Genomic DNA, 24166 nt, shown 5'->3' with positions numbered 1-24166 from the left:
CAAGCAGATTTAATATTAGGGACCTTAGAGGAGAGATAGAAGCATGGCGATCAAAACTGTGATCCGTCAGGTGAACGAGCACGTCGGGCAAACCGTCGTTATCGGAAGTTGGTTGAACAACAAGCGTTCCAGCGGCAAAATCCAGTTTCTTCAGCTGCGGGACGGAACCGGGTATATCCAGGCGGTTGTCGTTAAGAGCGAGGTGTCCGAGGACACTTGGAATAATGCCAAGAGCCTGACCCAGGAATCATCGATGTACGTAACGGGCGTGATTCGTGAAGAACCGCGCAGCCAATCGGGATATGAAATGACCGTAACCGATTTGGAAATCATCCACTTGACTGAAAATTATCCGATTACTCCGAAGGAGCATGGCGTCGATTTCCTGATGGACCATCGTCATTTATGGCTTCGCTCGTCCAAGCAACGGGCGATCATGGTGATTCGTTCGGAAATTATCCGTGCGGTTCAGGATTTCTTTGACAAGAACGGCTTTACCCTGGTGGATCCGCCGATTCTGACCCCGACTTCCGCAGAGGGTACAACAAACCTGTTCCATACTAAATATTTCGAAGAAGACGCCTATTTGACCCAAAGCGGTCAGTTGTATATGGAAGCTGCGGCGATGGCGCTCGGGAAGGTGTACTCTTTCGGCCCGACATTCCGTGCGGAAAAATCGAAAACGCGTCGCCACTTGATCGAGTTCTGGATGATCGAACCGGAAATGGCGTTTACGGATCATGAGGAAAGCCTGAAGGTACAGGAGCAATTTATTTCTCATGTCGTGCAATCGGTTCTGGCCAATTGCCGGACGGAGCTGGAAGCGGTGGGCCGCGATGTTTCCAAACTGGAAAACATTAAAGCGCCGTTCCCGCGTATCACGTATGATGAAGCGATTGAATATCTGCATACGCAGGACTTTGACATCCCTTGGGGTGAAGACTTCGGGGCTCCTCACGAAACGGCGATTGCCGAGCGCTATGACAAGCCGGTGTTCATCACCCATTATCCTGCCGGCATCAAGGCATTCTATATGAAACCGGACCCGAATCGTCCTGAAGTTGTGCTGTGTGCGGATATGATTGCACCGGAAGGCTACGGCGAAATTATCGGCGGCTCGCAGCGGATCGATGATCCTGAGCTGATGGAGACCCGTTTCAAGGAACATAACCTGTCCATGGAAACCTATCAATGGTATATGGACCTGAGAAAATACGGTTCCGTACCGCACTCCGGCTTCGGACTGGGATTGGAACGTACGGTAGCGTGGATTTGCGGACTGGACCATGTACGGGAAACTATACCGTTCCCTCGTACATTGTACCGCCTGTATCCATAAGAAAGGTGAGAATGCATAGGTATGACCGATAGCTGGAAAGTATGGGGCAAAGGGATCTCGTTCGGCCTGGAATCGGGCATAGTGAATGTTCCCTTTGCGCTGCTGGCTCATTACCGGAATCTCCGATTAACCGATATGGAGGCCATGCTGCTCCTGCAATTGCTTGCGTTCCAGCAGGTTGAACGCAATGACTTTCCGACCATGGATCAACTGGAACGGCGGATGGGCACGAGTCCAGGCGAGCTTGCCCCGGTCATCCGCCGGTTGATGAAGGAGGGCTGGCTCAGTATCGACGAAGCCAGAGAAGAGTCGTCCGGAGTTCATTCGGAGTTTTACAATTTGTCGGGCATGTACGTCAAGCTTGGGCAGCATCTGGCTGAGGAGCGTTCCGCAGCGATTAATGAGCAGAAATTAGAGAAGGAATTATCAGGGTCGCAACGCGGCGAGCAGGAACGGAACCTGTTCGTTATTTTCGAGAAAGAGTTCGCCCGTCCGTTATCTCCGATGGAGTGCGAAACGATATCCGGCTGGGTGGACCAGGACGGTTATCTGGAGGAATTGATTTTGTTGGCGCTAAAGGAAGCGGTCTTTGCCGGCAAAGTTCATTTTCGCTACATTGACCGCATTTTGCTGGAGTGGAGCCGCAACCGCGTTAAGACCGCGGAAGATGCGAGGGCCTATACGCAAAAGTTCCGTAACGGCGGTCGGTAAGTCTGTCGTTAGCGGCAGCGTGAAAATTCCGCAATGATGTTGAATCAGTAAATAGTTTATATGCAAAGACCTCCGAAGCAGGATTCGGAGGTCTTTGTTGTGTTTTTTAAACATTTATCCATGTTTCATTGGACAAAATCCAATGAACAACCGCCAAAAGACAGAGAAGCCCAAGCTTGATTGGATTTAATCCAACCAATGCTGAGATTATAGAGGGAATTTGATGCACAACGCCGATTTCATTGGAAATTATCCAATATATCATCCGAACCCCCTGTCATTAGGGAGAGCTTGTTGGAAATTATCCATCGAAGGTATGGAGGCAAGCGGGAGGGGACCGAAGTCCCTAAGGAATGAAATATACTTTTTACATGAAAGTTACAATAATATCATATAAATCAATCACGGATATGATATGTTAAAAATGTGCAAAGTTAGCATTCTATTAAGGGGGCTTGACCGTTGAAAGGTTGGATTATTTACAAGCATTTACCCCAGGATGTAAAACCCGAGACGTTTGAAATCAAACGTCTGGTTGAAGAGGCGGTGCGGCAGGAGATCGATATCCGCGTACTTGCGCCTGAGCAATTTGAACTGATCGTTACACGGGATGACCGCAAAAGCGTGATGGTCGACGGAGAGGTGTTGCAGCTTCCCGACTTCGTACTGCCGAGAATGGGAGCGGGCACGAATTATTTTGGACTAGCCCTGATCCGGCATCTGGAACGACTTGGTGTACGAACCTTCAACTCTTCCCAAAGTATCGATACGGTTAAGGACAAGCTGTATACCCAGCAAATTTTGGCGGAGCATAATCTGCCGGTTCCCAAAACGATGCTGATCCGCTCCAAGGTGGATGTCAATCTGGTAGAAAAGCACCTCGGATTTCCGGTGGTGGTAAAGACCATTTCCGGTTCCCAAGGCAGCGGAGTGTTTCTGGCGGAGAACAAATCGAACTTTATCGATCTTCTGGAGATGATCAACGCTTATAAGGAAAATGCCACGATGATCTTGCAGGAATTCGTAGAGTCCAGCCGGGGAACGGATTTACGCGTTATTACGATCGGTGGACGTGCGGTCGCCGCCATGAAGCGAAATTCCGGCAGCGATAGCTTCAAAGCGAACTATTCCCGCGGAGGCACGGTGGAGCCTTATGAAATTAATCCGGAAATGGAATGGCTGGCCCTTGAGACTTCCCGTCTACTGAACTTGGACATTGCAGGGATCGACTTACTGTTTGACGGAGACCATTATAAAATATGCGAGGCTAACTCTTCGCCGGGATTCGAAGGAATCGAGTCCTGCTGCAATGTGAATATCTCCGAGGAGATTTACAATTTTCTAAGAGTGAGATTGAATCGTTTCTAGTATGAAAAAGAAAAACCATTCCCGGGAAAGAATAGTTTCTTTTGGGAATGGTTTTGTTGTGTGCGGGAATTGCAGTCTTTATTTGCTTTTGCTTCGTTCTATACATGGAGAGGGGCTTCTCCTGCTAGTCGAGTCTGTACGGAGGGGCTTATTTCTCGGGTATTTCAATTTGTCCATACCCGTAAGTCGCAAACCAATCCTGGATCGTGGCGAAGTCTTTGGAGAAGGACAAGCTTAGCAGCAGCATGATTCTCGCATGGGCGGCATTCAGATTGTCTCCGGCGATGATGCCTTTCCCGCTGGAATAGTTGCTGCCCGAACCCGTGCGCGTGGTCATTACAAAAATAACACCTTGCTCTATCGCTTTGGCACGTTCTTCACTCATGGCTTTCGAAATCCCGCCCGCCCCGGTTCCAGCGGTTACGATACCTTTAGCGCCATTGGCTACAAAACCGCTGATGGCACCTGGACCGGCATCCTGATAGGAATAAGCGATCTCCACCTTGGCTAGATCATTTTTGGTGATTTTGCTGAGATCAAATGGGGTGGACCATTCGCTGGCAGGTTTTAAAGCCCGGAAGGGAGCGCGGTAAACCCTGATATTATTTTCGTCGATATAACCGAGTGCTCCGACTTCCGGGGTAACGAAGGTGTCGGTACGGTATGAATTATTCTTGGTGACTTCGCGAGCTGCATGAAATTCATCGTTTAACATCAAGACGGTGCCGAAGTATTTGGTTTTACCGCTAGCTGCAAGTTTAATGGCGTTGTACAGGTTTGCCGGGGCATCGGTCCCGATAACGGTCCATGGGCGCATGGAGCCGGTGACCACAACAGGTTTAGGACTTCTTACCGTCAGATCCAGAAAATAAGCGATCTCCTCCATGGTATCGGTGCCGCTGGTAACTACGACGCCATCTTGCGTTTTCAATGCTTCATCGACTTTTAGTGACAACTCGTATAACTGTTGAATGGTATAAGCGCTGGAACCGGAATTTCCGAACTGATACGTACTTACTTCCGCTATTTTATCTTTATTAGGCAATGACTTAACCATATCTTCAATCAACAACGTGCCGGCCTTATAAGTAGTAAAGCTGGTTTCGTCCGTTGATTTGCCGGCCAGCGTCCCGCCTGTGGCGATGACTTGGACCTTTGGCATCTTTTTTTCGGCTTTTGTTATTTCGCCTCTGATAGAAACTTCGGCTGCGAAAGCCTTGGACAATGGGATACTCGGTAGTACCGCAGAAAATGCCAGTCCTGCGGCAAGAAGCATTTTGAAGCTTTGTGATTTCCATTTGTTCATTGGTTCAACCTCCACAATGTGTGTATTAGTCAGCTTTATGTAATAATAACTAACACGAAATAAGCTAACTGTGTTTGAATTGTATATTGATGTTAAGTTTATTAACAAATCTAACATGTGTGAAAGAAAGCGTTTAAATCTTATTAATGCTAATGAAATCGAGGTATATCTCTATTTATTAAATAAACATGAATAGAAATTGAGGATTTATGTGTTAGGAAATATAACGCGAGTTAATAATCTGCGATTGAGTTGAAATATTTTTTTGAAATTTTGCAGGGGTAAGCCCAATTGGTGTCGTCTATTTTATTGGAAGGAGGGGAGAGTTATTGGCGAGGAGTCTTTGATAGAAAAAATGAGGCAGGGCGACCGAGCCGCTTTTCGCGAATTCGTTAAACAATACGGAAATTTCGTTTTTCGTGCTGCGTATTCCGTTTTGCATGACGAGAAAGAGGCGGAAGATGCCGCGCAGGAAACGTTCCTTCAAGTTTATAAATCTCTCCCCGCTTACCGTTCTCAAGGAATTAAATCGTGGGTAACACGAATTGCAATCAACAAAGCGATTGATTTCAAACGGCGCAGAGACCGGCGGCGCGAAGAACAGTGGGATCCCGCCGATGTGGCTGAAAAGCTACCCGCGGTGGAGGACGATCTGCTTAAGGAAATGATGATTGACGAACGAAGAAGCGAGCTCCATACGAAAATATCCGAGCTTCCACCGGGACACCGGCAAGTGGTAACGGCCTTTTATTTGGATGGCAAAAGCTATGAACAAATTGCGAGTGATCTGGAACAGACCGTAAAAACCGTAGAATCGAAGCTTTACCGGGCCAGAGCCTGGATTCGCGAGCATTGGAAGGAGGAGGAATGGCGATGAAAGATACGGGCAACACACCTGAAGAAATGTGGAAAGCATATATCCGCGGCGAACTGAGCCCGGAAAGGGCTGAAAAGCTGGATCAGTTGCTGCAGGACGATGATGCAATGTTTCAGGTTTATATGACGGAACTCATGGCCAACCAAGACGAGCTTCCGAGTCTCCTTGATGAAGAACGTTTCGCTAATGACGTGCTTTCCGCGCTTCCCGCTCAAGCCCGGAGCCATGCCAACAAGGAACACCGCAAACGTTGGCAAAATCCTTTGGTCCACTATGTGATCGCCGCATCCATAACACTGTTATTGCTTGGCGGAGGCGTGTTCGATTTGCTGTCGGCTGGTGCTAATGCGGCTGTCCAGCGGCAAGCGGGAGATACTCCGCTGAGCGACCAGCTTATGCAACGGGCAACGAACTGGATGGAAAAGATTAAGCCGTCCGACACTCCTTAAAAGTGATTGAAAGAAAGGATGAACGAAATTGACTTATTATCGAAGCCGAATGCTGGCATTTCTATTGAATTTTATCCCGGGTCTGGGCCATTTCTATTGGGGGCGCAAAGCAAGGGGGATACTCTATCCGATTTTCTTTTTTGGCGGCCTGCTCGGTGGATTTCTTATCGCCATGGCTACCAATGAAGGAGAGTTTTTTCTGGCCGTCCTTATCATGGAATTGATTCTTTGGGTCATATCCATGCTTGACCTGCTTATCCTCATGCTTCGCGAGCCTGCGGCTCAGGAAAGATCGCCTTATGACCCACGAGGGGGCGGCAGACGGGGGGATGCTGAAACCGAACGTTTCTTTACGATATTACTGTCCTTTATTCCGGGTCTGGGCCATTTTCAAATGGGTCTCATGCAGCGGGGATTATCCTTCCTGATCATGTTCTTTGGCCTGATCACCATGATGTTCTTCGTCACCGGCATTACGCACGAAACCGTGTTCCTACTCTTCCTGGCACTGCTGCCGATCATTTGGCTGTATTGCATGTTCGATGCCGTTCAGCTCATTCATCGCAAGCAAGCCGGGGAAATTGTGGAGGATCGCTCCCTGCTGGATGAATGGGAATCCGGACGCATCGAGGGTCGGCGCAGCAAAGTGCTCGCCACACTGCTCTCGGCTTTTCCTGGAGCCGGACAAATGTACCTGGGCATGCAAAAACGCGGCCTGCAGATGATGGTGCTGTTTCTCGGAAGCTTTTATATCATCGATGTATTGAGGCTGTCCCTCTTTTTATTCTTAGTGCCTGTGATCTGGTTTTACAGCTTCTTTGACGGGTTGCAGCAGACTAGCAGGTATGGCATTCTTCCCATGGAGGATATTCCTTTGATTAAGGGTAGAGGAAACGGACAGCATTGGCTGGGGGTTGCCTTGCTCCTGCTCGGTGTCTACTATGTGGGCATGGAGTTTATCGTCCCGGCGCTGGACCGCTGGTTCCCTTATCTTGAGCTTAGATATATGATTCGCGAATACTTGCGCCCGGTTCTTGTGGCTGTAATTTTGATCGGCGGGGGTATCAAACTGCTCTCGAGCCGCAATCGGGTACAAAGTTTGAAGTGGGATGACGAGGAGATTTAAAGTCAAAATTGTTAGACGTAGAAACTTAACTAGGTAGTCAACTAGAGAGTATAGTCAGAAAATAGACTTGTTATTGCCAAATGCGATAACAAGCCTATTTTTATTTTTACCCTGTGGTTGAGAAATCTAGTGTATGCTGATAATAGGAAGACTAGAAGAGAATGCGCAAAGAGACTGGATGATTTGTCTTGAAGCTCGCCTTACCGATGGAGGGTGGTACTATGAAGAAATCTACGTTAGTTATTGCGGTATTGATTTTAGTAGTCCTTACAGGTTGTTCTCAAAAGGAGAATCATTCAACAAAAGAATCTATATCAAATATAGAAGCTCCAGTTGAATCGCCTGAGAAATCGGAAGCAGAACTACTAAGTGAATTGGCTAATCAAGAGGTTACGCTGAAAGCAGATCAGCTTGGTGAAGATGATTACGATACAATGGAGGACTTTGGAAAATCCTTCGTAAATCTTTATACCGGGGCTGTTGCCAATCAGGAAAGAGTATCGTTTAATAACTATATCTCTAAGGACAAGCTCCTTCAATTCACTAATAAAATGCTGGAGCTAGAACAGCGGCAGGTATTAAAAGGTGGATTTAGTGTGACCTTCGGCCTGAGTAATGAGTTTCAAGAAGTACAGTTTATGAGGCTGGACAACAATCTTTATCGTCTCGATTTATCCTTTTTAAATGAGGGTTCTGGGATGAGCTGCAAGCTATTAATTCAATCTGTAAACAAGTCATTAAAAATCGTAGATCTGTATTTTGGAAACAAAGATGGCGTCGATACGATGGCAACGGGTCACCCTGCGGAAAGAAGACTTGATAATCCTGAATTGTGGGATGACCAGGAATGGGTGAATGGTGTCATGGAGAAGCTTGAGGAATATGAAACCAAGCTGGGCGACTGATGAATGCAAAGACGAATATTACAACTAAGGAGTTTAATTAATGATAGATAAAGAAACCAAGAAAACCGAAGTCCTATCAGCTTTTCAATTCAGACACGCAACGAAAGATTTCGATCCTGACAAGAAGATAAGTGCTGCTGATTTCGATTACATATTGGAGACCGGGAGATTGTCGCCTAGCTCCTATGGCTTTGAACCCTGGAAGTTTGTTGTTGTGCAAAATAAGGAACTTCGTTCCAAACTTGCGGAGTATGCAACTGGAGCGAGAAGGCAGCTACAGTCGGCCAGTCATTTTATGATTATATTGACGAGATTGCCGAAGGATATGGTTGCCGGTTCCGATTATATTAAGCGCATGTTGGACGATGTCCAAAAGCTCCCTCACGAAATTGCACAGGCCAAGAGGGAAAACTATGATCATTTTTTGAAAACAAGCATAGCCATCGAGGACGATCCCAGAGTGATGTTCGAATGGGCTTGCCGACAAACTTATATTGCATTAGGTAATATGTTGACCGCTGCAGCCTTGATCGGCATTGATTCCTGCCCCATTGAAGGATTCAACAGAGCAAAGATTAATGAACTGTTAGCTGCGGAAGGAATTATGGATTCTGAACATTTCGGGATATCGGTTATGGCGGCGTTTGGCTATCGATTGCATGCTCCGTCCGATAAGACCCGCCGATGCGCGCAAGAAGTGGTTGAATGGGTGGAATAGGCAGTTTTGAACTTGAACAAAAGGAAAGATAGAGAGGACTGCGCCGGCTGCAGGGCCTCTCTATTTCCTTTCAAGGGCCTATTTTTGTTACAATGCAGTCAGGGTGAAGGTTCTATATAAGATGATCTATCGAATTAGATGTTAGGGGCAAGTAAAGGAGATTATCATATGTTCAAAATATTTATCGTCGAAGATGATCAACGACTGGCCGTGCTGTTGCAGGAATATTTGCAAAGGTTCGGCTATAGTACGCATATCGTTCAAGATTTTGACCGGGTGAAGCAGGAGTTCGAAGCGGCAGCCCCGCATCTGGTTTTGCTTGATGTGAACTTGCCGAAATACGACGGGTATTATTGGTGCCGTCAAATCCGTAACCTCTCCACTTGTCCCATTTTGTTTATTTCGGCACGCGAGGGGAAGATGGATCAGGTCATGGCCCTGGAAAACGGCGGGGACGATTATATTACGAAGCCGTTCGATTATGATATCGTCATCGCGAAGATCATGAGCCATTTGCGAAGAGCGTACGGGACATATGCCGGAGGAGGCGGGGAGCGGAGCGTGAATTTTGACGGTTTAAGGTTGGATAAAGATCGCCTTTATTTAAGTCTGAACGATGAAAGAGTGGAGCTCAGTCTGACGGAAGTAAAAATGCTGGAGGAACTGATGCAGCGGGGGGAAGAAATCGTCAGCCGCGACCGATTGCTCGAAAAAATATGGGACGATCAGACCTTTGTCGACGACAATACGCTGAATGTGTATGTTACACGGGTGCGTAAAAAGCTGTCTGCGCTAGGCATCGAGGATGCGCTTCAGACCGTGCGCGGTCAGGGCTACCGGCTCGTTCCCCGCTGGGAGGAGAAACAGTGAAGCTATTTTTGAAGGATCAGCGGCCTTTATTTTCGTTTTATATTCTCCAGCTTTTGACCGTGTCCGGAGTATACTGGCTGGACGGCTACCGCAACATCGCTATGGTGCTTTATGCCGCCCTGCTTAGCGGATGCTTGCTGGCCGTGTATTTGGTGTTCCGCTACATGAGTAACCGTTCGTTTTACCGCTGTCTGGAGCAGGGGGAAGGGCTGGATGCTTTTAAGGAAGTGTCGCCTCAGACGCCGCTATCCGAATACTTGCACCGGTTATTAAAGAAGCAATACCGGCATTATGTCTCCGAACTGAACCGCCAGCAGCATAAAATCAATCATCATTTACAGTTCATTACACAATGGGTCCACCAAATGAAAACGCCGGTGTCCGTCATTCATCTCATGGTGCAGGATAGAGACGATTCAAGATCGACGGCAATCGGAGATGAGGTGGACCGGCTGCGTAAAGGTCTGGATCTTGTTCTGTATACAGCCAGACTGGATTCCTTTTCCCATGATTTCGTGGTGGAGAAGCTGGACCTGGAGAGTCTTGTGCGCGCGGCCGTGTCGGCGCAAAAGCGGCTTTTTATCCGCAGCAAAGTATTCCCGCAGCTGGAGTTTACTTCGAAGGAGCCGTTATTCATTGCCACGGATGAGAAATGGCTTACGTTTGTGCTAACGCAAATTCTGACAAATGCGGTCAAATATACTGCCAATGAGCCGGGAACCATTGCTATCCGGGGCTACCGTAAGGAAGATGAGGCGTTTCTCGAAATCAGGGACGAAGGCGTGGGCATACCGGACAGCGATTTGCCGCGTGTGTTTGACGCTTATTTTACGGGAGAGAACGGGCGGAATTTCAGAGAGTCCACAGGGATGGGTCTGTATCTCGTGAAACAGATTTGCGGACAGCTCGGACACCGGGTGGAACTGGAATCCGCCGTCGGTCAAGGTACATTGGTCCGTTTGATCTTCCGATCCGAATTTAGCAACCTTACAAAGGAGTAAGGTGATTGTAAGATTGATCCATGGTTGCTGAATTAGGCCAACCGTATAATGAAAACATCACCGACAAGGAGTTGCATCCATGGCTGTTTTGGAGGTCAGAGAATGTTCCAAAATTTATGAAGGTACGATATCGACAAGGGCGCTGGACAATGTGAGTTTTGCTTTGGAACGGGGGGAGTTCGTCGGGATTATGGGCCCCTCGGGGAGCGGAAAGACGACTTTGCTTAACGTCATCGCGACGATCGACGAGCCGACATCAGGTGATGTTGTCGTTGAAGGGCAACATCCTCACAAACTGGATATAGAGGAGATGGCACTGTTTCGGAGACGTGAACTGGGCTTCATTTTCCAGCATTTCAACCTGCTTGATACGTTGACGGTAGAAGAAAATATCGTTCTTCCTTTAACCCTGGATGGCGCACCTGTAGCGGAAATGAAGAAGAGTAGTCTCGAACTGGCCCGCAGATTGGACATCGAATCCGTCTTACATAAGTTTCCCCAGGAAATCTCCGGAGGACAAATGCAGCGGACAGCGATCGCCCGGGCTATGATTCATCATCCTTCGCTGGTGTTAGCGGACGAACCCACCGGGAATCTGGATTCCAAAGCGTCCAAGGATGTAATGGAAGCCTTTGGGATGATGAACCGGGAAGAACGGACGACGATCTTGATGGTTACGCACGATGCTTTCGCCGCGAGCTTTTGCCATCGTGTGCTTTTTATTAAGGACGGCAGGCTGTATAACGAGATTTACCGCGGGGAGAACCGGCAGGCTTTCTTCCAAAAAATCATCGATATGATGTCGCTGCTGGGGGGAGAGACCGATCACCTTTCGTCAATTCGCCTTTAGCCATGTGTTGCGCAATAAGCGTACCTATGCAGCTTATTTTTTGAGCAGCGCCTTCTCGGTTATGGTCTTCTTCGTGTGCTCCCTGTTCCTGTTTCACCCGGACTTGAAGGCCCAGGTGGCCTGGAACTCCGCATTATTGGTGCTTGCACAAGCGGAAGTCATCATGTTTTTGTTCTGCTTTCTATTTGTGCTCTATTCCGTCGGGTCGTTTCTGCGATCCCGCAAGCGGGAATTCGGAATTCTGCTGATGAACGGGATGACAGTGAAGCAGCTGCGCAAGATGGTGTTCATGGAAAATATGCTGGTCGCTGCAGGCTCGCTCGGAACCGGCATCCTTGCCGGACTATTGACCGCCAAGCTGTTCCTGCTCGCCGGATCCAATTTGCTCGGCATCGAGACGCTGTCTTTTCACATTTCCCTATCCAGCCTGATGTTGACGATCCTTTCCTTCCTGCTGCTCTTCCTAGTCATCTCGCTCTGTACGACGGTTCTGCTAGGCTCCACCCGGCTGATCGATCTGCTCCAATCGGGGGTCAAGCGGGATGTTAAACCGAAGTTTTCGAAGCTGCTGGCCCTGCTTGCGGGCATATTGCTGCTCGCCAGTTATACGCTGGCGGTGACAACGACGGCATCCACCGTTAAGGTTCGCATGCTGCCGGTAACCGCGATGACGATCGTGGGTACGTATCTGTTTTTCACCCAGGCCAGTGTAGCTCTGCTCGGTTTGATGAAGCGAAATCTGACCCGGTATTGGAAGAAAAGCAATCTGGTGCTTGTATCCAACTTGTCTTACCGGATGAAGGATAATGCGAGAATGTTCTTTCTCGTAACGATAATTACGACGATTACGTTTTGCGCTGTAGGCGTATTCGCATCCATTAACCGGTTGTCCGGCGATTTTGCCTTGGACCATCCCGCTCAAATCGGTTATGTATCCAAGGGAGACGGGAGCCTGGAGAAGGAACATTTGGAGGAAATCTCGGCAGAACTGAGTGCCCGGGGAGTTTCTTACCATACGGAAAAAATAGACTTGGTCTATGTTCGCGTGCTGTCGTCTTCACTTGCTTCCGGACCGGAATGGCTCCCGGTGATATCTTATTCCGACTATGGCCGTGCCTTGTCGGCTGCGGGGTACTCCGTCGGCGAGCGGCCGCCATCAGAGGATGAGGCTTACGTGCTGCTGAACTCGCACCGGGAAAAATTGCTTCTTCAGGAAAGAAAACCGGCAAGTTACCGATTGGGTGAAACGGGACTCCTGCTGCATGAAATCGGGATAACCGAACGGGTGTCCATTGCCGACCATCTGACGCAGGAACTCGGGAATGGGCGGGAAGGTTTCTTTTCGGGGCTTGTAGTGAACGATGCCGTGAAAGAACGGCTATGGATGGAGGACGATTCCTCCAGAGTCGAACGGTACACGGCTTATTACACGGATTCCATGGAATCGACCGAGGGAATTGCATCCCGTTTGACAGAGAACGGAAAAATGGACTACAAGAAGAACGAACCTTATGCCATGTCGGTAAGCGGAACCTTGTTCGAGGTCCAGCGGACCACGTTTGGAGCGCTATTGTTTTTTGCGCTGTTGGTCGGCACCGTATTCTTCATCGCCGCTGGAAGCTTTCTCTATTTCCGGTTATATAGCGACCTGGATTATGATCGCAGGCAGTATCTCGCCCTAACCAAGATAGGAATGACGCGCAAGGAGATGGAAAAGATGGTGTCCCGCCAGCTGGGCTTGCTGTTTTTCCTCCCTGTTGGCGTAGCTATGGTGCACAGCTTGTTTGCCTTTATTGCGTTGCAGCGTTACGTATACTTATCAATCGCTTGGGAAGCAGGGGCGATCCTGGCCAGCTTTTGTTTCGTGCAGGTTATCTATTTCTGGTTTATCCGCGCCCGCTATTTGCGCAATTTACAAAAAGTACATCAATAAACGGAATCATGAACATGTTGGAGGTAACCCGTGGAAAATTGGATTACGAATATTATGGAACAGTTCGGTTATGCCGGAATTTTGCTTCTGATCGCGCTTGAGAATGTATTTCCTCCGATCCCGTCGGAAGTGATCTTGACCTTTGGCGGGTTTATGACCACTTATTCCAGCTTAACGATAACGGGTGTCGTCATCGCGGCAACGGTCGGATCCGTTCTCGGTGCGGTGATCTTGTATGGAGCCGGTTATTTGATCAACGTGGATCGGTTGGAGGGCTGGATTGACCGGTACGGACGGTTTTTGCGCCTGAAAAAAGAGGATATCCGCCGTGCTGACGCCTGGTTTGATAAGTACGGATACTGGACGGTGCTATTTTGCCGGATGATTCCGCTCATTCGCAGCTTAATTTCAATCCCGGCGGGCATCTCGAAAATGAAGTTCGGTTTGTTCCTGTTGTATACGACGATCGGTACACTGATATGGAATATCGTGCTCGTCTCGGTAGGCGCGGCGGTAGGGGGATCGTGGGAGAAAATCGTCGGGTTTATGGATGTGTATTCGAACATCGCCTATGTGGCCATCGCCGTCTTCGGCCTTGGGGGAATCTATCTGTTTTTGCGGAAGAGAAAAAGAGCCTAGATCAGAGATATAGAAGGGGCTTAAACGATTCAATGTAAAAGATGGAGAGGTCAATTCATGGATATTATAGCTATAATTAAAGCGATTGTTCTCGGCCTGGTGGAGGGGCTGACCGAGTTTGCTCCGGTTTCCTCAACGGGACATATGATTATTGTGGATGATATGTGGTTGAAGACGGAGCAGCTGTTTGCTTCGAAATATGTGGCCAACACGTTTAAGGTTGTCGTTCAATTGGGCTCCATTCTAGCCGTATTGGTCGTATTTAAAGACCGTTTCATCGATTTGCTGGGCTTGTCGCGGTTAAATCGCAAGGGGAGAGAGGTGGCAGGAGAAAGGCCTGCAGGCCCCCGCCTCAAGCTGGGCCAAGTCATCGTCGGTCTAATTCCGGCCGGGATTCTGGGTTTCCTGCTGGAGGATGTTATCGACGAGTATCTGTTCTCCACCGCAACCGTCCTGATCGGACTTGTTGTGGGAGCGCTGTTGATGATTGCGGCAGACCGCTTTGGTCCTACGAAGCCGAAGACCGAGTCGGTTGATCAGATCACTTACAAACAGGCATTTGCCGTAGGTTTGTTTCAATGTGTCTCGATTTGGCCGGGCTTCTCCCGATCCGGGTCGACGATTTCCGGCGGCGTCTTACTCGGTTTAAGCCACAGGGCAGCGGCGGATTTCACCTTCATCATGGCCGTGCCGATTATGGCTGGGGCCAGCGGGCTGTCACTGCTGAAAAACTGGGAATACTTCACGCTGGACGCACTGCCTTTTTTCATTGCCGGTTTCATTAGCGCCTTTGTGTTCGCGCTCTTGTCGATTCGCTTCTTCCTGAAGCTGATCAACCGGATCAAGCTGGTTCCGTTTGCGGTGTATCGCCTGCTGCTCGCGGCGGTGATTGGATTGATTTACTTTTTATGAATATGGAATGATTGATAGTCTCTTAGGTTACGGTATAGAATTAACGAAAAAACCTCCCTCTAATTTGAAGGATTGAACGCCTGTATGGCAGACAATCGGCAAATTAAAGGGAGGTTTTGTTTATGCTTAACGACGCGGCGGGAGAAGCAGCCCCCGGTAAACCACCTCGAAAATGAACTCGAACGCCTCCAGATGGCGTTTGGCTTCGAAGGCGTCTCTGCCCCAGGCGAAGATTCCGTGATTACGAAGCAGAATACCGGGGATTTCCGGCTTGAAGGTGCCGGGAATCAGCTTCGCGATCGATGGAATTTCTGCGTAATTCGGAAGCACCGGAATTTGAATTTCCGTATTCACTTCCCAGATGCCGAGGTCCTTGATCATTTCGATGCCTTTGGCGGGTACATAGCCCTGATCCCCGTAATATTCACTGAGCAGGCTGTTATACACGGTATGTACGTGAAATATGGCCCCGCAGCCGGTCATTCGATATATTTTGGCGTGAATCGGCGTTTCTTTGCATGGCTTGAGCCGGGTCGTCTCGCACGGATTTCCGGCGGTATCGGCAAACAGGAATTCTTCAGAGGTGTTGACTGGCTTATCTGTACCGGACGCGTTGATAGCGAAATGAAACTGATCCGGCGAGAAGCCGCCGACCCGTAGCGACAAATTCCCGCTATTCCCCGGGAACCAGTTCCGAATGGCGAGCTCCGTTTTGATGTTGCGGAGCTTGTTTAAGGCAGCTTGCTTTTCCTCCAAAGGAATCTCTGAAAACTCCATCCATCGTTCTCCTTCCCGGCCGGATAAAATCGGTCGCTGACTAGGTCCGGCAAGTCTCGGCAGGCTCAGCAGGCTCAGCAGGCTCAGCAGGCTCAGCTATTATAGCAGTGATTCTTTTACCGCTTCGCCCATCTCGCGGGAACGCTCCGCGCAGCGGTGAACTGCGGCTTTGACGGCTTCGCTAAAGCCCTTCGCGCTGAGCACTTCAAGCGCCGCCTGGGTCGATCCGTTCGGCGAAGTAATATCCTTGCGCAGTTTGGCAGGGTCTTCGCCGGTTTCGATCATCATGGAAGCGGCGCCGAGTACGGTTTGCACGGTCAGCTCACGAGCTTGTTCCGGCGATAATCCGCCTTCCGTTCCTGCTGCGATCATAGCCTCCATCATGTAATAAATGTATGCAGGTCCGCTGCCGGACACGCCGGTTAATATCTCCATTTTTTCCTCGGGAATGACGCTGACGGTGCCCACGGCCTCAAACATGGATAACACCTGATCCTTTTGATCCTGCGTAGTCTCGGACGAAAAGGAGATTCCGGTTGCACCAAGACCTATAGAGCTCGACGTATTAGGCATCGTTCTCGCCACGGGTGCTTGGGCGCCAAGCAGCGCCTGAATCGTAGAGATCGACAGGCCGGCAATGAGAGAGACGATGAGCTGGCCTTCTCGGAGTTGCGGACCGAGCGCTTTAAGCGCTTCGCCGGCGTCCTTCGGTTTCATGGCCAGTACGATGACGGAAGCGTCGCCGAGGTGCTTGCTTTTTTGCTCCTCGCTGTTGCCTGTCATCACGCCGTATTGCTTCTTTAAGTAGTCCAGCCGTTCCACGCTACTGCGGTTCAGCATGGAGATCCTTTCAGGAGCGGCGACCTTTTTGTGAATAAGCCCGCGCACGATCGCCTCGGCCATGGAGCCGGCCCCATAAAAGCAGATCGATTGCTGTGATGTCGAAGTATTGAAATTCATCGTTAGCCCCTCCTATGGTTTGTAAGGATACTTTTTTATTGGCGAATTTGTCCGTTTCCATGAATGATGTATTTGGTGGAAGTCAAAGCCGGCAGACCCATCGGTCCTCTAGCGTGGAGCTTCTGGGTGCTGATGCCGATTTCCGCGCCGAAGCCGAATTCAAATCCGTCCGTAAAACGGGTTGAAGCATTATGGTAAACGGCTGCGGCGTCCACTTCCTGCTGGAAGCGAGCGGCGTTTTGCCCGTCCGCCGTCACAATGCATTCGGAATGCTTCGTGCCGAAGGAGGCGATATGGGCCAGCGCTTCATCAAGATTGGAGACAACCTTAATGTTCAAAATGTAATCATTGTATTCCGTTGCATAATCCTCGTCGGTTGCTTGTTTTGCCCAAGGGAGAATATTTCTCGTAGCGTCGCATCCTCTGAGCTCGACCTTGGCGTCCTTAAAGCGTTCCGCCAAATCCGCCAGGTGTTGGCCCGCAAAGTCTTGATGAACGAGCAAAGTTTCCATAGCGTTGCATACGGAAGGGCGTTGTACTTTGGCATTTAGCGAAATGGCAGCAGCCATTTCCGGGTCCGCTGTCGCATCCAGGTACGTATGGCAGATGCCGGCCCCGGTTTCGATAACCGGAACGGTGGCGTTCTGGACGACATTTTGAATCAGGGAGCTGCCGCCGCGCGGAATGACCACATCAAGCAGGCCGTTCAATTTCAGCATTTCGTCAACGGAGGAACGGTTAGGGTCCTCAATGAGCTGTACTGCTTCCTGCGGAATGGCTGTCGTGGCAAGCGCCTCATGAATGATCTCCACGATTTTGCGGTTGGAGGAGAGGGCGGAGGAGCCGCCGCGCAGCACAACTGCGTTACCGGTTTTCAGGCAAAGGCCGACGGCATCGACCGTCACGTTAGGCCGGGCTTCATAAATGATGCCGATAACGCCAAGCGGTACACGCTGTTTGACGATATGCAGGCCGTTAGGGCGGTCAATCGTCTCGAGCACGTCTCCAACAGGATCGGGGAGCTCGGCGATTTGCCGCAGACCCTCGGCGATGCCGGCAATACGGTCCTGATTTAATGCGAGCCGGTCCAGCAGGGATTCCGACGTGCCGTTCTCCCGGCCGCGCTGCAAATCTTCACGGTTGGCCGCGATGATAGCCTCGCTGTTCTCGACCAGCGCTTTTGCTGCCGAGAGCAGGGCTTCGTTCTTTTTATCCGTGGTCAAACTGCCTAATGCTGCAGCCGCTTTACCGGCTAACTCCGCTTTTTGTCTTACTTCACTCATTGAAATACCTCCTCTATAATTTAAAATGATTTAAGATTTTAAAGAAATCCACTCGTCCCGGTGAATCACTTCCAGCCGATGAACATCGTTCAGCCGCTTCATGACTTCACCGCTAGGCAAGCCAAGAATTTGCCCCAGCTGGTCCGCATCGTAGTTCACGATTCCCCGGCCCAGTACCTCGCCGTCTGAATTTTGCACTTCTACCACATCGCCGGTCTGAAAATGGCCTTTAGCGCTGCGTACACCGACCGGCAGCAGGCTGCGTCCGTTACGGAGCATCGCTTCCTCGGCCCCGGCATCGACGGTCAGCGTCCCGATCGGAGTGGACAAGAAGCCCAGCCACTGTTTTTTTCGTGGAAGCGCGGAGCTATGGGTTTCAAAGTAGGTGCCTCGCCCGATTCCTTCAAAGGATCGCTGCAGCTCGCCCGGGAGATCCACTTTGCCGACAAAGACCGGAACACCGCCCCGGGAAGCGATTTTAGCCGCATCGATTTTGGAACGCATACCGCCGGTGCCGACGGAAGAACCCGCGCCTCCGGCTATGGCGTAAATTTCTTCGGTAATTTCCTGAACGCGTCCGATGCGAACGGCAGCAGGATCGATTCTCGGATCCTTGGTGTACAGCCCGTCGGTATCCGTAATAATGAGCAGCTGCTCGGCCTTGATCAGGTTGGCGACCAATGCCGACAAAGTATCGTTGTCCCCGAATTTCAGCTCATCGACCGAGACGGTGTCGTTCTCGTTGATGATCGGAAGAATGCCGCGGCTGAGCAGCTCTTCCAGCGCCATGCTGGCATTTCCCATCCGCTTCCGGTTCTGAAAATCCGAACGCGTAAGCAGGACTTGGGCTGCGGACACTCCGTGGACCGCCAGCGCCTCCCGGTAGGTCTGCATCAGCAGCGCTTGGCCGACAGCGGCCGCGGCTTGCTTTTCGTGCAGCAGCTTTGGCCGTTCGGTATAACCGATTTCGCGGAAGCCCGCAGCGACGGCGCCGGAGGTCACAAGCACCACTTGGACATCCGCCGACTTCAGGGCGGCGAGCTCCGAGGCGAAGTAAATGAGGGAATCCCGGTTCAGTCCTCCTTCCGGGGTAGTCAGCGAACTGCTCCCGATTTTGACAACAATGCGGCGTAGCATGGAGATCACTCCTTATGAAATAAATCTTATAGAGGTTGTTCAAAAAGTCATCTTTTTTGAACACGCACTTATAGATAAAACAAAAAAACTCCCGCCTTTGCATGCAAAGGACGAAAGTTTAACTTCCGCGGTACCACCTTTATTGATGATTCATCATCCGACTCGATGCCCGGTAACAGGGGCGCTGTCCGGCTTTGCCGCCGGCCGTTCGGGGATAGGGTTCGAAGAAGTGCGGTTGCAAATTCTTACAGCCAAGGAATCTGCTCTCTGGGGGCCGCTTTCATCTCCTACTGGTCCCGTCATCACGTTTTATTGTTAGGATACCATGCCATTCCAGGCTTTGCAAAAGAAAAAGATGAAGAGGATCAAAACAATCCTAGTTCGCCGATCCGTTTTACGCTTCACTCCGGTACTGTATCGCGGCACGCATGTTTACCGCTTTTGGCTTTCACGCTTGCGCGGTTGGAGGAAGGCCAGTATGATGAGGGGCAAGTAATGTAACCGTGAACGAAACATGATTTCGATGAAAGGATGATAGATAAATGGTGGAGAATACAAGCTGTTGGGAGATTGCACTGATTCAATGCGAAATTGTTCCGGGAGATCCAAAGCTTAACCGCGAACGTCTGGAAATAAAAATGGAACAGGCCGTTGCCGCTACAGTTAAACCTGACTTAATGATGCTGCCGGAAATGTGGAATACAGGATACGCCCTATCGCAAATACAACAGCTGGCGGACCCGGAGGGAAGTGAAACTCGAGGCTGGATTTCCGATTTTGCCCGGCGTCACGGGGTTTACATCATCGCTGGATCGATCGCGGAGAAGTGGGAGGGCCGAGTCTATAACACAATGATGATCTTTGACAGGGATGGCCGTGAAATCGGCGCCTATTCCAAAATTCATCTGTTCCGGCTCATGGAGGAAGAGAAGCATCTGGCTCCCGGCGAAGCGCCGGTGTTGTTTGAACTTGACGGTATCAAGTCCGGCGCATCGATCTGCTATGACATCCGGTTCCCGGAATTGGCCCGCACACTGTCGCTAAACGGGGCCCGAGCTTTATTCGTACCTGCGCAGTGGCCGCATCCCCGGCTTCATCATTGGCGCACGCTGCTGATGGCCCGTGCCATCGAGAATCAGATGTATGTCATAGCCTGCAACAGCACCGGAAAGAGCGGAGACGATTCATTCTTCGGGCATTCGCTCATTATTGACCCTTGGGGTGAGATTGTGGCCGAGGGCGGTGAGGACGAAGAGATCGTCAACGGTAAGATCGATCTGTCCCTGGTGGACCAGGTTCGGGAACGCATCCCTGTCTTTGCCGACAGACGGCCGCATCTTTACGAATTGTAACGCTGTGCTAACGTTGTCTTAAAGGTTTCGATGAACGCCTCCGCCGCTTTGGATAAATAGCGACCACGGCGGTACGCAATTACAAGCGTACGGCTTGGCGACGAGGCCAGCGGGATGTACACCGGAATCAGTTCGCTCCGCTTGGCGCGGGCGATAAACCTCGGAACGAGGGTAATTCCCATCCCGGCGGCTACCAGGGATTGCACGGTTTCGATATTGTTGCTCTCGAAGACAACGTTCGGCTCAAAGCCCGCACCCCGGCACAGGTCCATGGTCAATTTTCGAAAGCCTTGACCCTTTTTCAGCACGATGAATGGCTCATCTTTCAACTGTTCCAGGGAGACTCCTTCGGAGCTGCTTTCGAGAGCTGCCAATGGATGCTGGGGAGGAACGGCCAGATCGATAATTTCTTCGCCGATGGGCTCGTACGTAAGACTTGGCTCCTGCAGCGGGAGGGATAAGAGGCTAAGATCGGTTCCGCCCCCCGCGGTCAGCTTTTCCAAGTTTAAGGAGGTATCTTCAAGCAAAGTTACCTGGATGTCCGGGTATGCGGCGTTGAAGGCGGGCAGGACATAGGGAAGCAGATGCGATCCCGTAATCGGCATGCTGCCGATGACAACACGGCCGGCGCGAAGCTGTGAAATGTCGTCCATCTCCTGGCGCAGCTGCTGTACCGCGTCCATGATCTTCCGTGCATGTTCAATAAAACTCGCTCCGGCGTGAGTCAGTTCGACGGTGCTTGTATTCCGCTGAAACAGCTTTACGCCAAGCTCCTGCTCCAGCTTGGACAACTGCTGACTTAGCGAAGGCTGAGCGATATGAAGTTTGTCCGCAGCCCGGGAAAAATTACGCTCCTCGGCAATCTGCAAAGTATATTGAAGCTGGCGGAGTTCCATTAACTTTCACCTCATGAAGTTTCTTATTTATTATAGGTTATTCAAAAAGTCATCTTTCCACGACGAAGCAGAACAAGAAGTTGATTCGATGTCGATCTTTGTTATTATAACCTATTGCCAACTATTTGAGATGAACGTTGTTTTCTATGTATAATAGAATCAAATGAATTGCTGTGGAGGTAGGAGAATTGAAGAAGGTATGGAAAGAGATACAAGGATGGGGCATTGCCGTCGTCATCGGTTTTGTGCTCAGCTTGTTCATCGGCATCTTTATCATTCAGCCTTATAAGGTAGACGGACATTCCATGGAGCCGACGCTCAACGATAACCAGCGGATATACGCCTGGAAGGTAAGGCATGCGCTGGATAAGCTGCCGGAATACGGGGATATCGTGATTATCGACAGCCGGGTCGAACGGGACCGCTCTTTTATGGATGATTTTAAGGAACACCCGTTAATCAAACTGCTTTCAGGTACGAAAGAGGAAGAAATTTTTTATGTCAAAAGAGTTATCGGCTTGCCGGGAGATACGATTGAAATCAAGGACGGCGAGGTATACCGGAACGGTGAAGCATTGCATGAGCCTTACATCAAGGAGCGGATGGACAGCGGAACGAATCAGGTTTGGGAAATACCTGCAGACCATATCTTTGTAATGGGCGACAACCGCAACAACAGCAATGACAGCCGGAGCATCGGACCGGTGCCTACGGATCATGTCATGGGTATTGATTCGTTCTAATTGCGGAGTTCCGCAGAGGTTACGACAGAGGAGAGAAAGAAATGTCAGACGTATGGGAAACATGTCCTAGATGCAAATCCGATAAGGTGGTAACCCGGGGCAAGTTGTATTACTTTCTGCTATGGTTCGCTTTAGGCGGCATTCTGATGTGGATCGGTTTGCTCGTTTATTGGCCGTCCATGATTCTGGGATTCGTATTTATAATAGTGTCGATCTTCAGCTTTATGATGCCGAGGGTCAATCGCTGCACTTCTTGCCGTCATAAATGGAAGCCTTAGGCGGCCAGTGAGGTTGAACAGTATATAGATGAACTCTTATTTTAAAGAGGCGGTGCAAACCCCCAGGGTTGGCATCGCCTTTTCATTTATATATAGAACAAAGCAGCACATAGTCTATCGACCAGGATAAAGTAAATTTTTTTTGATAGGTTAAACCTATTACAATTATAGTTTTTATATCTTGGAACAATGAGACTGGAAATGTTATATTAATTTCAACAGACAAATAGGATATTAAATAGCTTTTCCACTATGCTTCAGTTTCCTGTTATGTCACATGTTCGAATTCTTGTGTGGGGTGAATTCTATGACCAGCAAAAAGACAATGTATGAGAAAATTTGGGATAATCACGTAATCTATCAAGAAGAGGGCAAGCCAAGCATTTTGTATATCGATCTGCATCTTGTCCACGAAGTAACTTCGCCGCAGGCTTTTGAAGGCTTGCGTCTTAGCGGGCGTAAGGTTCGCCGTCCGGAACTTACGTTTGCAACGATGGACCATAACGTGCCTACGAAAGACCGCTTTAATATTACGGATCCGATTTCCAAGCAGCAAATCGACACGCTGTCTCAAAACTGCCGCGATTTCGGCGTTACTTTGTACGATTTGGACACGATTGACCAAGGGGTTGTTCACGTCATGGGTCCTGAACTCGGGCTGACGCATCCCGGCAAAACGATCGTTTGCGGCGACAGCCATACTTCTACGCACGGGGCGTTCGGCGCACTTGCCTTCGGGATCGGTACGAGCGAAGTTGAGCATGTTCTCGCAACTCAATGTCTGCAACAAGCCAAGGCAAAAACGCTGGAAGTTCGTTTCGTCGGTAAACGTAAACCGGGCGTAACGGCCAAAGACTTGATCCTCGGCGTTATCGCGCAGTACGGAACGGATTTTGCGACCGGCTACGTTATCGAATATACCGGGGAAGCGATCCGCGAGCTGTCGATGGAAGAGCGTATGACCGTCTGCAACATGTCGATCGAAGCCGGAGCGAGAGCCGGGCTGATCGCGCCGGACGATACGACCTTCAACTATCTGCGCGGCCGGGAACATGTGCCTCAAGGAGAAGCTTTCGAAGCTGCCGTCGCCGTGTGGAAGGAACTGACTACCGATGAGGGAGCCGAGTATGATCGCGTCGTAGACTTCGATGTGGACTCCTTGATTCCTCAAGTAACCTGGGGTACCAGCCCTGGCATGGGTACCAGCATTAGCGACCGTGTTCCTAACCCTGCGGACTTTGCTTCCGATAACGAACGGAAAGCGGCCGAGAAGGCGCTTGAATATATGGGTCTCACTCCAGGTACGCCGATGACCGATATCGAAATCGACTACGTATTTATCGGATCCTGCACCAACGGCCGGATCGAGGATTTGCGCGCGGCAGCAGAAGTTGCCAAGGGCTACAAAGTGTCCGACAAAGTGACGGCCATCGTAGTACCGGGCTCCGGCCGCGTTAAGATCCAAGCGGAGAAGGAAGGGCTCGACAAGGTGTTTATCGAAGCCGGATTTGAATGGCGTGAAGCCGGCTGCAGTATGTGTCTGGCGATGAACCCTGACGTTCTTCAGCCGGGTCAGCGCTGCGCTTCCACTTCCAACCGTAACTTTGAAGGCCGTCAAGGCCGCGGCGGCAGAACGCATCTTGTGTCGCCGGCAATGGCGGCGGCAGCGGCGATCAAAGGCCGTTTCGTCGATGTGCGCGAGTGGAATGTGAAGAGTGAAGTCGTAAGCTAACCAA

25 protein-coding genes are annotated in these 24166 nt (G+C 50.1%); 19 read left to right on the top strand and 6 right to left on the bottom strand.

The genetic code is table 11. The features are described from left to right. The first annotated feature begins 43 nt into the window (after positions 1 to 43). The 3 genes from asnS (at position 44) to KB559_RS06185 (ending at position 3418) form a co-directional block, all read left to right on the top strand. Positions 44 to 1339 carry an asparagine--tRNA ligase gene (asnS, locus tag KB559_RS06195; protein ID WP_211020833.1) on the top strand — a complete coding sequence of 432 codons (1296 nt, stop codon included), beginning with the start codon at positions 44 to 46 and terminating at the stop codon, positions 1337 to 1339. A 21-nt stretch (positions 1340 to 1360) separates the two neighbouring features. Further along, the gene (locus KB559_RS06190; protein ID WP_211020832.1) at positions 1361 to 2050 is read left to right on the top strand and encodes a DnaD domain-containing protein; all 690 of its coding nucleotides are present in this window, start codon (positions 1361 to 1363) and stop codon (positions 2048 to 2050) included. 462 nt (positions 2051 to 2512) lie between these two features. After that, complete coding sequence (locus tag KB559_RS06185) at positions 2513 to 3418, top strand: ATP-grasp domain-containing protein (protein WP_211020831.1); 906 nt, start codon at positions 2513 to 2515, stop codon at positions 3416 to 3418. Positions 3419 to 3566: 148 nt separating this feature from the next. On the opposite strand, the gene KB559_RS06180 is transcribed toward KB559_RS06185, so the two are convergent. Next, entirely contained in the window at positions 3567 to 4724 is a 1158-nt protein-coding gene (locus KB559_RS06180; protein WP_211020830.1) for an asparaginase, read from the bottom strand. Between the two features lie 343 nt (positions 4725 to 5067). Between KB559_RS06180 and KB559_RS06175 the strand changes: the two genes are divergently transcribed. The 11 genes from KB559_RS06175 (at position 5068) to KB559_RS06125 (ending at position 15004) form a co-directional block, all read left to right on the top strand. Next, positions 5068 to 5601 (top strand): RNA polymerase sigma factor, encoded by a 534-nt coding sequence (locus KB559_RS06175; protein WP_244861508.1) that lies wholly within the window; start codon positions 5068 to 5070, stop codon positions 5599 to 5601. Continuing rightward, a complete protein-coding gene (locus tag KB559_RS06170; RefSeq protein WP_211020829.1) occupies positions 5598 to 6050 on the top strand; it encodes an anti-sigma factor in 453 nt (150 codons plus the stop codon). Before KB559_RS06175 ends, KB559_RS06170 begins: the two co-directional genes overlap by 4 nt. A 28-nt stretch (positions 6051 to 6078) precedes the next feature. Next, the gene (locus KB559_RS06165; protein WP_211020828.1) at positions 6079 to 7176 is read left to right on the top strand and encodes a hypothetical protein; all 1098 of its coding nucleotides are present in this window, start codon (positions 6079 to 6081) and stop codon (positions 7174 to 7176) included. Positions 7177 to 7397: 221 nt separating this feature from the next. Next, positions 7398 to 8081, top strand: a complete 684-nt coding sequence (locus KB559_RS06160; RefSeq protein WP_211020827.1) for a hypothetical protein — start codon at positions 7398 to 7400, stop codon at positions 8079 to 8081. A 40-nt stretch (positions 8082 to 8121) separates the two neighbouring features. Next, positions 8122 to 8799, top strand: a complete 678-nt coding sequence (locus tag KB559_RS06155; protein WP_211020826.1) for an NAD(P)H-dependent oxidoreductase — start codon at positions 8122 to 8124, stop codon at positions 8797 to 8799. Positions 8800 to 8967: 168 nt separating this feature from the next. Continuing rightward, entirely contained in the window at positions 8968 to 9669 is a 702-nt protein-coding gene (locus KB559_RS06150) for a response regulator transcription factor (protein ID WP_211020825.1), read from the top strand. Continuing rightward, positions 9666 to 10670, top strand: coding sequence for a sensor histidine kinase (locus tag KB559_RS06145; RefSeq protein ID WP_211020824.1), 1005 nt, complete (start codon positions 9666 to 9668; stop codon positions 10668 to 10670). The genes KB559_RS06150 and KB559_RS06145 overlap by 4 nt, the downstream gene beginning before the upstream one ends. A 79-nt stretch (positions 10671 to 10749) precedes the next feature. Next, entirely contained in the window at positions 10750 to 11520 is a 771-nt protein-coding gene (locus KB559_RS06140; protein WP_211020823.1) for an ABC transporter ATP-binding protein, read from the top strand. A 4-nt stretch (positions 11521 to 11524) separates the two neighbouring features. Beyond that, positions 11525 to 13453 (top strand): ABC transporter permease, encoded by a 1929-nt coding sequence (locus tag KB559_RS06135; RefSeq protein WP_348772892.1) that lies wholly within the window; start codon positions 11525 to 11527, stop codon positions 13451 to 13453. A 30-nt stretch (positions 13454 to 13483) separates the two neighbouring features. Next, positions 13484 to 14092, top strand: a complete 609-nt coding sequence (locus KB559_RS06130) for a DedA family protein (protein WP_211020822.1) — start codon at positions 13484 to 13486, stop codon at positions 14090 to 14092. 57 nt (positions 14093 to 14149) lie between these two features. Next, the gene (locus KB559_RS06125; protein WP_211020821.1) at positions 14150 to 15004 is read left to right on the top strand and encodes an undecaprenyl-diphosphate phosphatase; all 855 of its coding nucleotides are present in this window, start codon (positions 14150 to 14152) and stop codon (positions 15002 to 15004) included. A gap of 126 nt (positions 15005 to 15130) precedes the next feature. Here KB559_RS06125 and mtnB read toward each other — a convergent pair whose 3' ends face one another. The 4 genes from mtnB to proB all read right to left on the bottom strand — a co-directional run bounded on the left by mtnB (position 15131) and on the right by proB (position 19161). Continuing rightward, positions 15131 to 15781: a methylthioribulose 1-phosphate dehydratase gene (mtnB, locus tag KB559_RS06120; RefSeq protein ID WP_211020820.1), complete on the bottom strand. Its 651-nt coding sequence runs from the start codon at positions 15779 to 15781 to the stop codon at positions 15131 to 15133. Between the two features lie 99 nt (positions 15782 to 15880). Further along, entirely contained in the window at positions 15881 to 16741 is an 861-nt protein-coding gene (gene proC, locus KB559_RS06115) for a pyrroline-5-carboxylate reductase (RefSeq protein WP_211020819.1), read from the bottom strand. Between the two features lie 35 nt (positions 16742 to 16776). Further along, on the bottom strand, positions 16777 to 18024 hold the full coding sequence (locus KB559_RS06110; protein ID WP_211020818.1) for a glutamate-5-semialdehyde dehydrogenase: 1248 nt from the start codon (positions 18022 to 18024) through the stop codon (positions 16777 to 16779). Positions 18025 to 18054: 30 nt separating this feature from the next. Further along, positions 18055 to 19161: a glutamate 5-kinase gene (gene proB / locus KB559_RS06105; RefSeq protein WP_211020817.1), complete on the bottom strand. Its 1107-nt coding sequence runs from the start codon at positions 19159 to 19161 to the stop codon at positions 18055 to 18057. Between proB and KB559_RS06100 the strand changes: the two genes are divergently transcribed. Together KB559_RS06100 and KB559_RS06095 are read left to right on the top strand one after the other, a co-directional pair. Continuing rightward, positions 19160 to 19480: a hypothetical protein gene (locus KB559_RS06100; protein WP_211020816.1), complete on the top strand. Its 321-nt coding sequence runs from the start codon at positions 19160 to 19162 to the stop codon at positions 19478 to 19480. The genes proB and KB559_RS06100 overlap by 2 nt on opposite strands. A 223-nt stretch (positions 19481 to 19703) precedes the next feature. Beyond that, positions 19704 to 20513, top strand: coding sequence for a carbon-nitrogen family hydrolase (locus KB559_RS06095; RefSeq protein WP_211020815.1), 810 nt, complete (start codon positions 19704 to 19706; stop codon positions 20511 to 20513). Here the strand turns inward: KB559_RS06095 and KB559_RS06090 are convergent. Continuing rightward, complete coding sequence (locus KB559_RS06090; RefSeq protein WP_211020814.1) at positions 20501 to 21409, bottom strand: LysR family transcriptional regulator; 909 nt, start codon at positions 21407 to 21409, stop codon at positions 20501 to 20503. The genes KB559_RS06095 and KB559_RS06090 overlap by 13 nt on opposite strands. 188 nt (positions 21410 to 21597) lie before the next feature. Between KB559_RS06090 and lepB the strand changes: the two genes are divergently transcribed. The 3 genes from lepB (at position 21598) to leuC (ending at position 24162) form a co-directional block, all read left to right on the top strand. Further along, entirely contained in the window at positions 21598 to 22152 is a 555-nt protein-coding gene (lepB, locus tag KB559_RS06085) for a signal peptidase I (RefSeq protein ID WP_211020813.1), read from the top strand. Between the two features lie 41 nt (positions 22153 to 22193). Then, positions 22194 to 22430, top strand: a complete 237-nt coding sequence (locus KB559_RS06080; RefSeq protein WP_211020812.1) for a hypothetical protein — start codon at positions 22194 to 22196, stop codon at positions 22428 to 22430. 307 nt (positions 22431 to 22737) lie between these two features. Next, on the top strand, positions 22738 to 24162 hold the full coding sequence (leuC, locus tag KB559_RS06075; protein ID WP_211020811.1) for a 3-isopropylmalate dehydratase large subunit: 1425 nt from the start codon (positions 22738 to 22740) through the stop codon (positions 24160 to 24162). Positions 24163 to 24166: the final 4 nt, after the last annotated feature.

The sequence above is a fragment of the Paenibacillus sp. Marseille-P2973 genome, from assembly GCF_018101095.1.
Taxonomy (GTDB): domain Bacteria; phylum Bacillota; class Bacilli; order Paenibacillales; family Paenibacillaceae; genus Fontibacillus; species Fontibacillus vini.
The sequence above is the reverse complement of the archived record's forward strand: the minus strand, read 5'-3'. Positions and strand labels throughout refer to the sequence as shown.

Excerpts from the sequence above, each read along its gene's own strand:
- asnS (WP_211020833.1), top strand. The coding sequence starts at position 44 with ATGGCGATCAAAACTGTGATCCGTCAGGTGAACGAGCACGTCGGGCAA.
- KB559_RS06190 (WP_211020832.1), top strand. The coding sequence starts at position 1,361 with ATGACCGATAGCTGGAAAGTATGGGGCAAAGGGATCTCGTTCGGCCTG.
- KB559_RS06180 (WP_211020830.1), bottom strand. The coding sequence starts at position 4,724 with ATGAACAAATGGAAATCACAAAGCTTCAAAATGCTTCTTGCCGCAGGA.
- KB559_RS06170 (WP_211020829.1), top strand. The coding sequence starts at position 5,598 with ATGAAAGATACGGGCAACACACCTGAAGAAATGTGGAAAGCATATATC.
- KB559_RS06160 (WP_211020827.1), top strand. The coding sequence starts at position 7,398 with ATGAAGAAATCTACGTTAGTTATTGCGGTATTGATTTTAGTAGTCCTT.
- KB559_RS06155 (WP_211020826.1), top strand. The coding sequence starts at position 8,122 with ATGATAGATAAAGAAACCAAGAAAACCGAAGTCCTATCAGCTTTTCAA.
- KB559_RS06150 (WP_211020825.1), top strand. The coding sequence starts at position 8,968 with ATGTTCAAAATATTTATCGTCGAAGATGATCAACGACTGGCCGTGCTG.
- KB559_RS06140 (WP_211020823.1), top strand. The coding sequence starts at position 10,750 with ATGGCTGTTTTGGAGGTCAGAGAATGTTCCAAAATTTATGAAGGTACG.
- KB559_RS06125 (WP_211020821.1), top strand. The coding sequence starts at position 14,150 with ATGGATATTATAGCTATAATTAAAGCGATTGTTCTCGGCCTGGTGGAG.
- mtnB (WP_211020820.1), bottom strand. The coding sequence starts at position 15,781 with ATGGAGTTTTCAGAGATTCCTTTGGAGGAAAAGCAAGCTGCCTTAAAC.
- proC (WP_211020819.1), bottom strand. The coding sequence starts at position 16,741 with ATGAATTTCAATACTTCGACATCACAGCAATCGATCTGCTTTTATGGG.
- KB559_RS06110 (WP_211020818.1), bottom strand. The coding sequence starts at position 18,024 with ATGAGTGAAGTAAGACAAAAAGCGGAGTTAGCCGGTAAAGCGGCTGCA.
- KB559_RS06100 (WP_211020816.1), top strand. The coding sequence starts at position 19,160 with ATGGAGATCACTCCTTATGAAATAAATCTTATAGAGGTTGTTCAAAAA.
- proB (WP_211020817.1), bottom strand. The coding sequence starts at position 19,161 with ATGCTACGCCGCATTGTTGTCAAAATCGGGAGCAGTTCGCTGACTACC.
- KB559_RS06095 (WP_211020815.1), top strand. The coding sequence starts at position 19,704 with ATGGTGGAGAATACAAGCTGTTGGGAGATTGCACTGATTCAATGCGAA.
- KB559_RS06090 (WP_211020814.1), bottom strand. The coding sequence starts at position 21,409 with ATGGAACTCCGCCAGCTTCAATATACTTTGCAGATTGCCGAGGAGCGT.
- KB559_RS06080 (WP_211020812.1), top strand. The coding sequence starts at position 22,194 with ATGTCAGACGTATGGGAAACATGTCCTAGATGCAAATCCGATAAGGTG.
- leuC (WP_211020811.1), top strand. The coding sequence starts at position 22,738 with ATGACCAGCAAAAAGACAATGTATGAGAAAATTTGGGATAATCACGTA.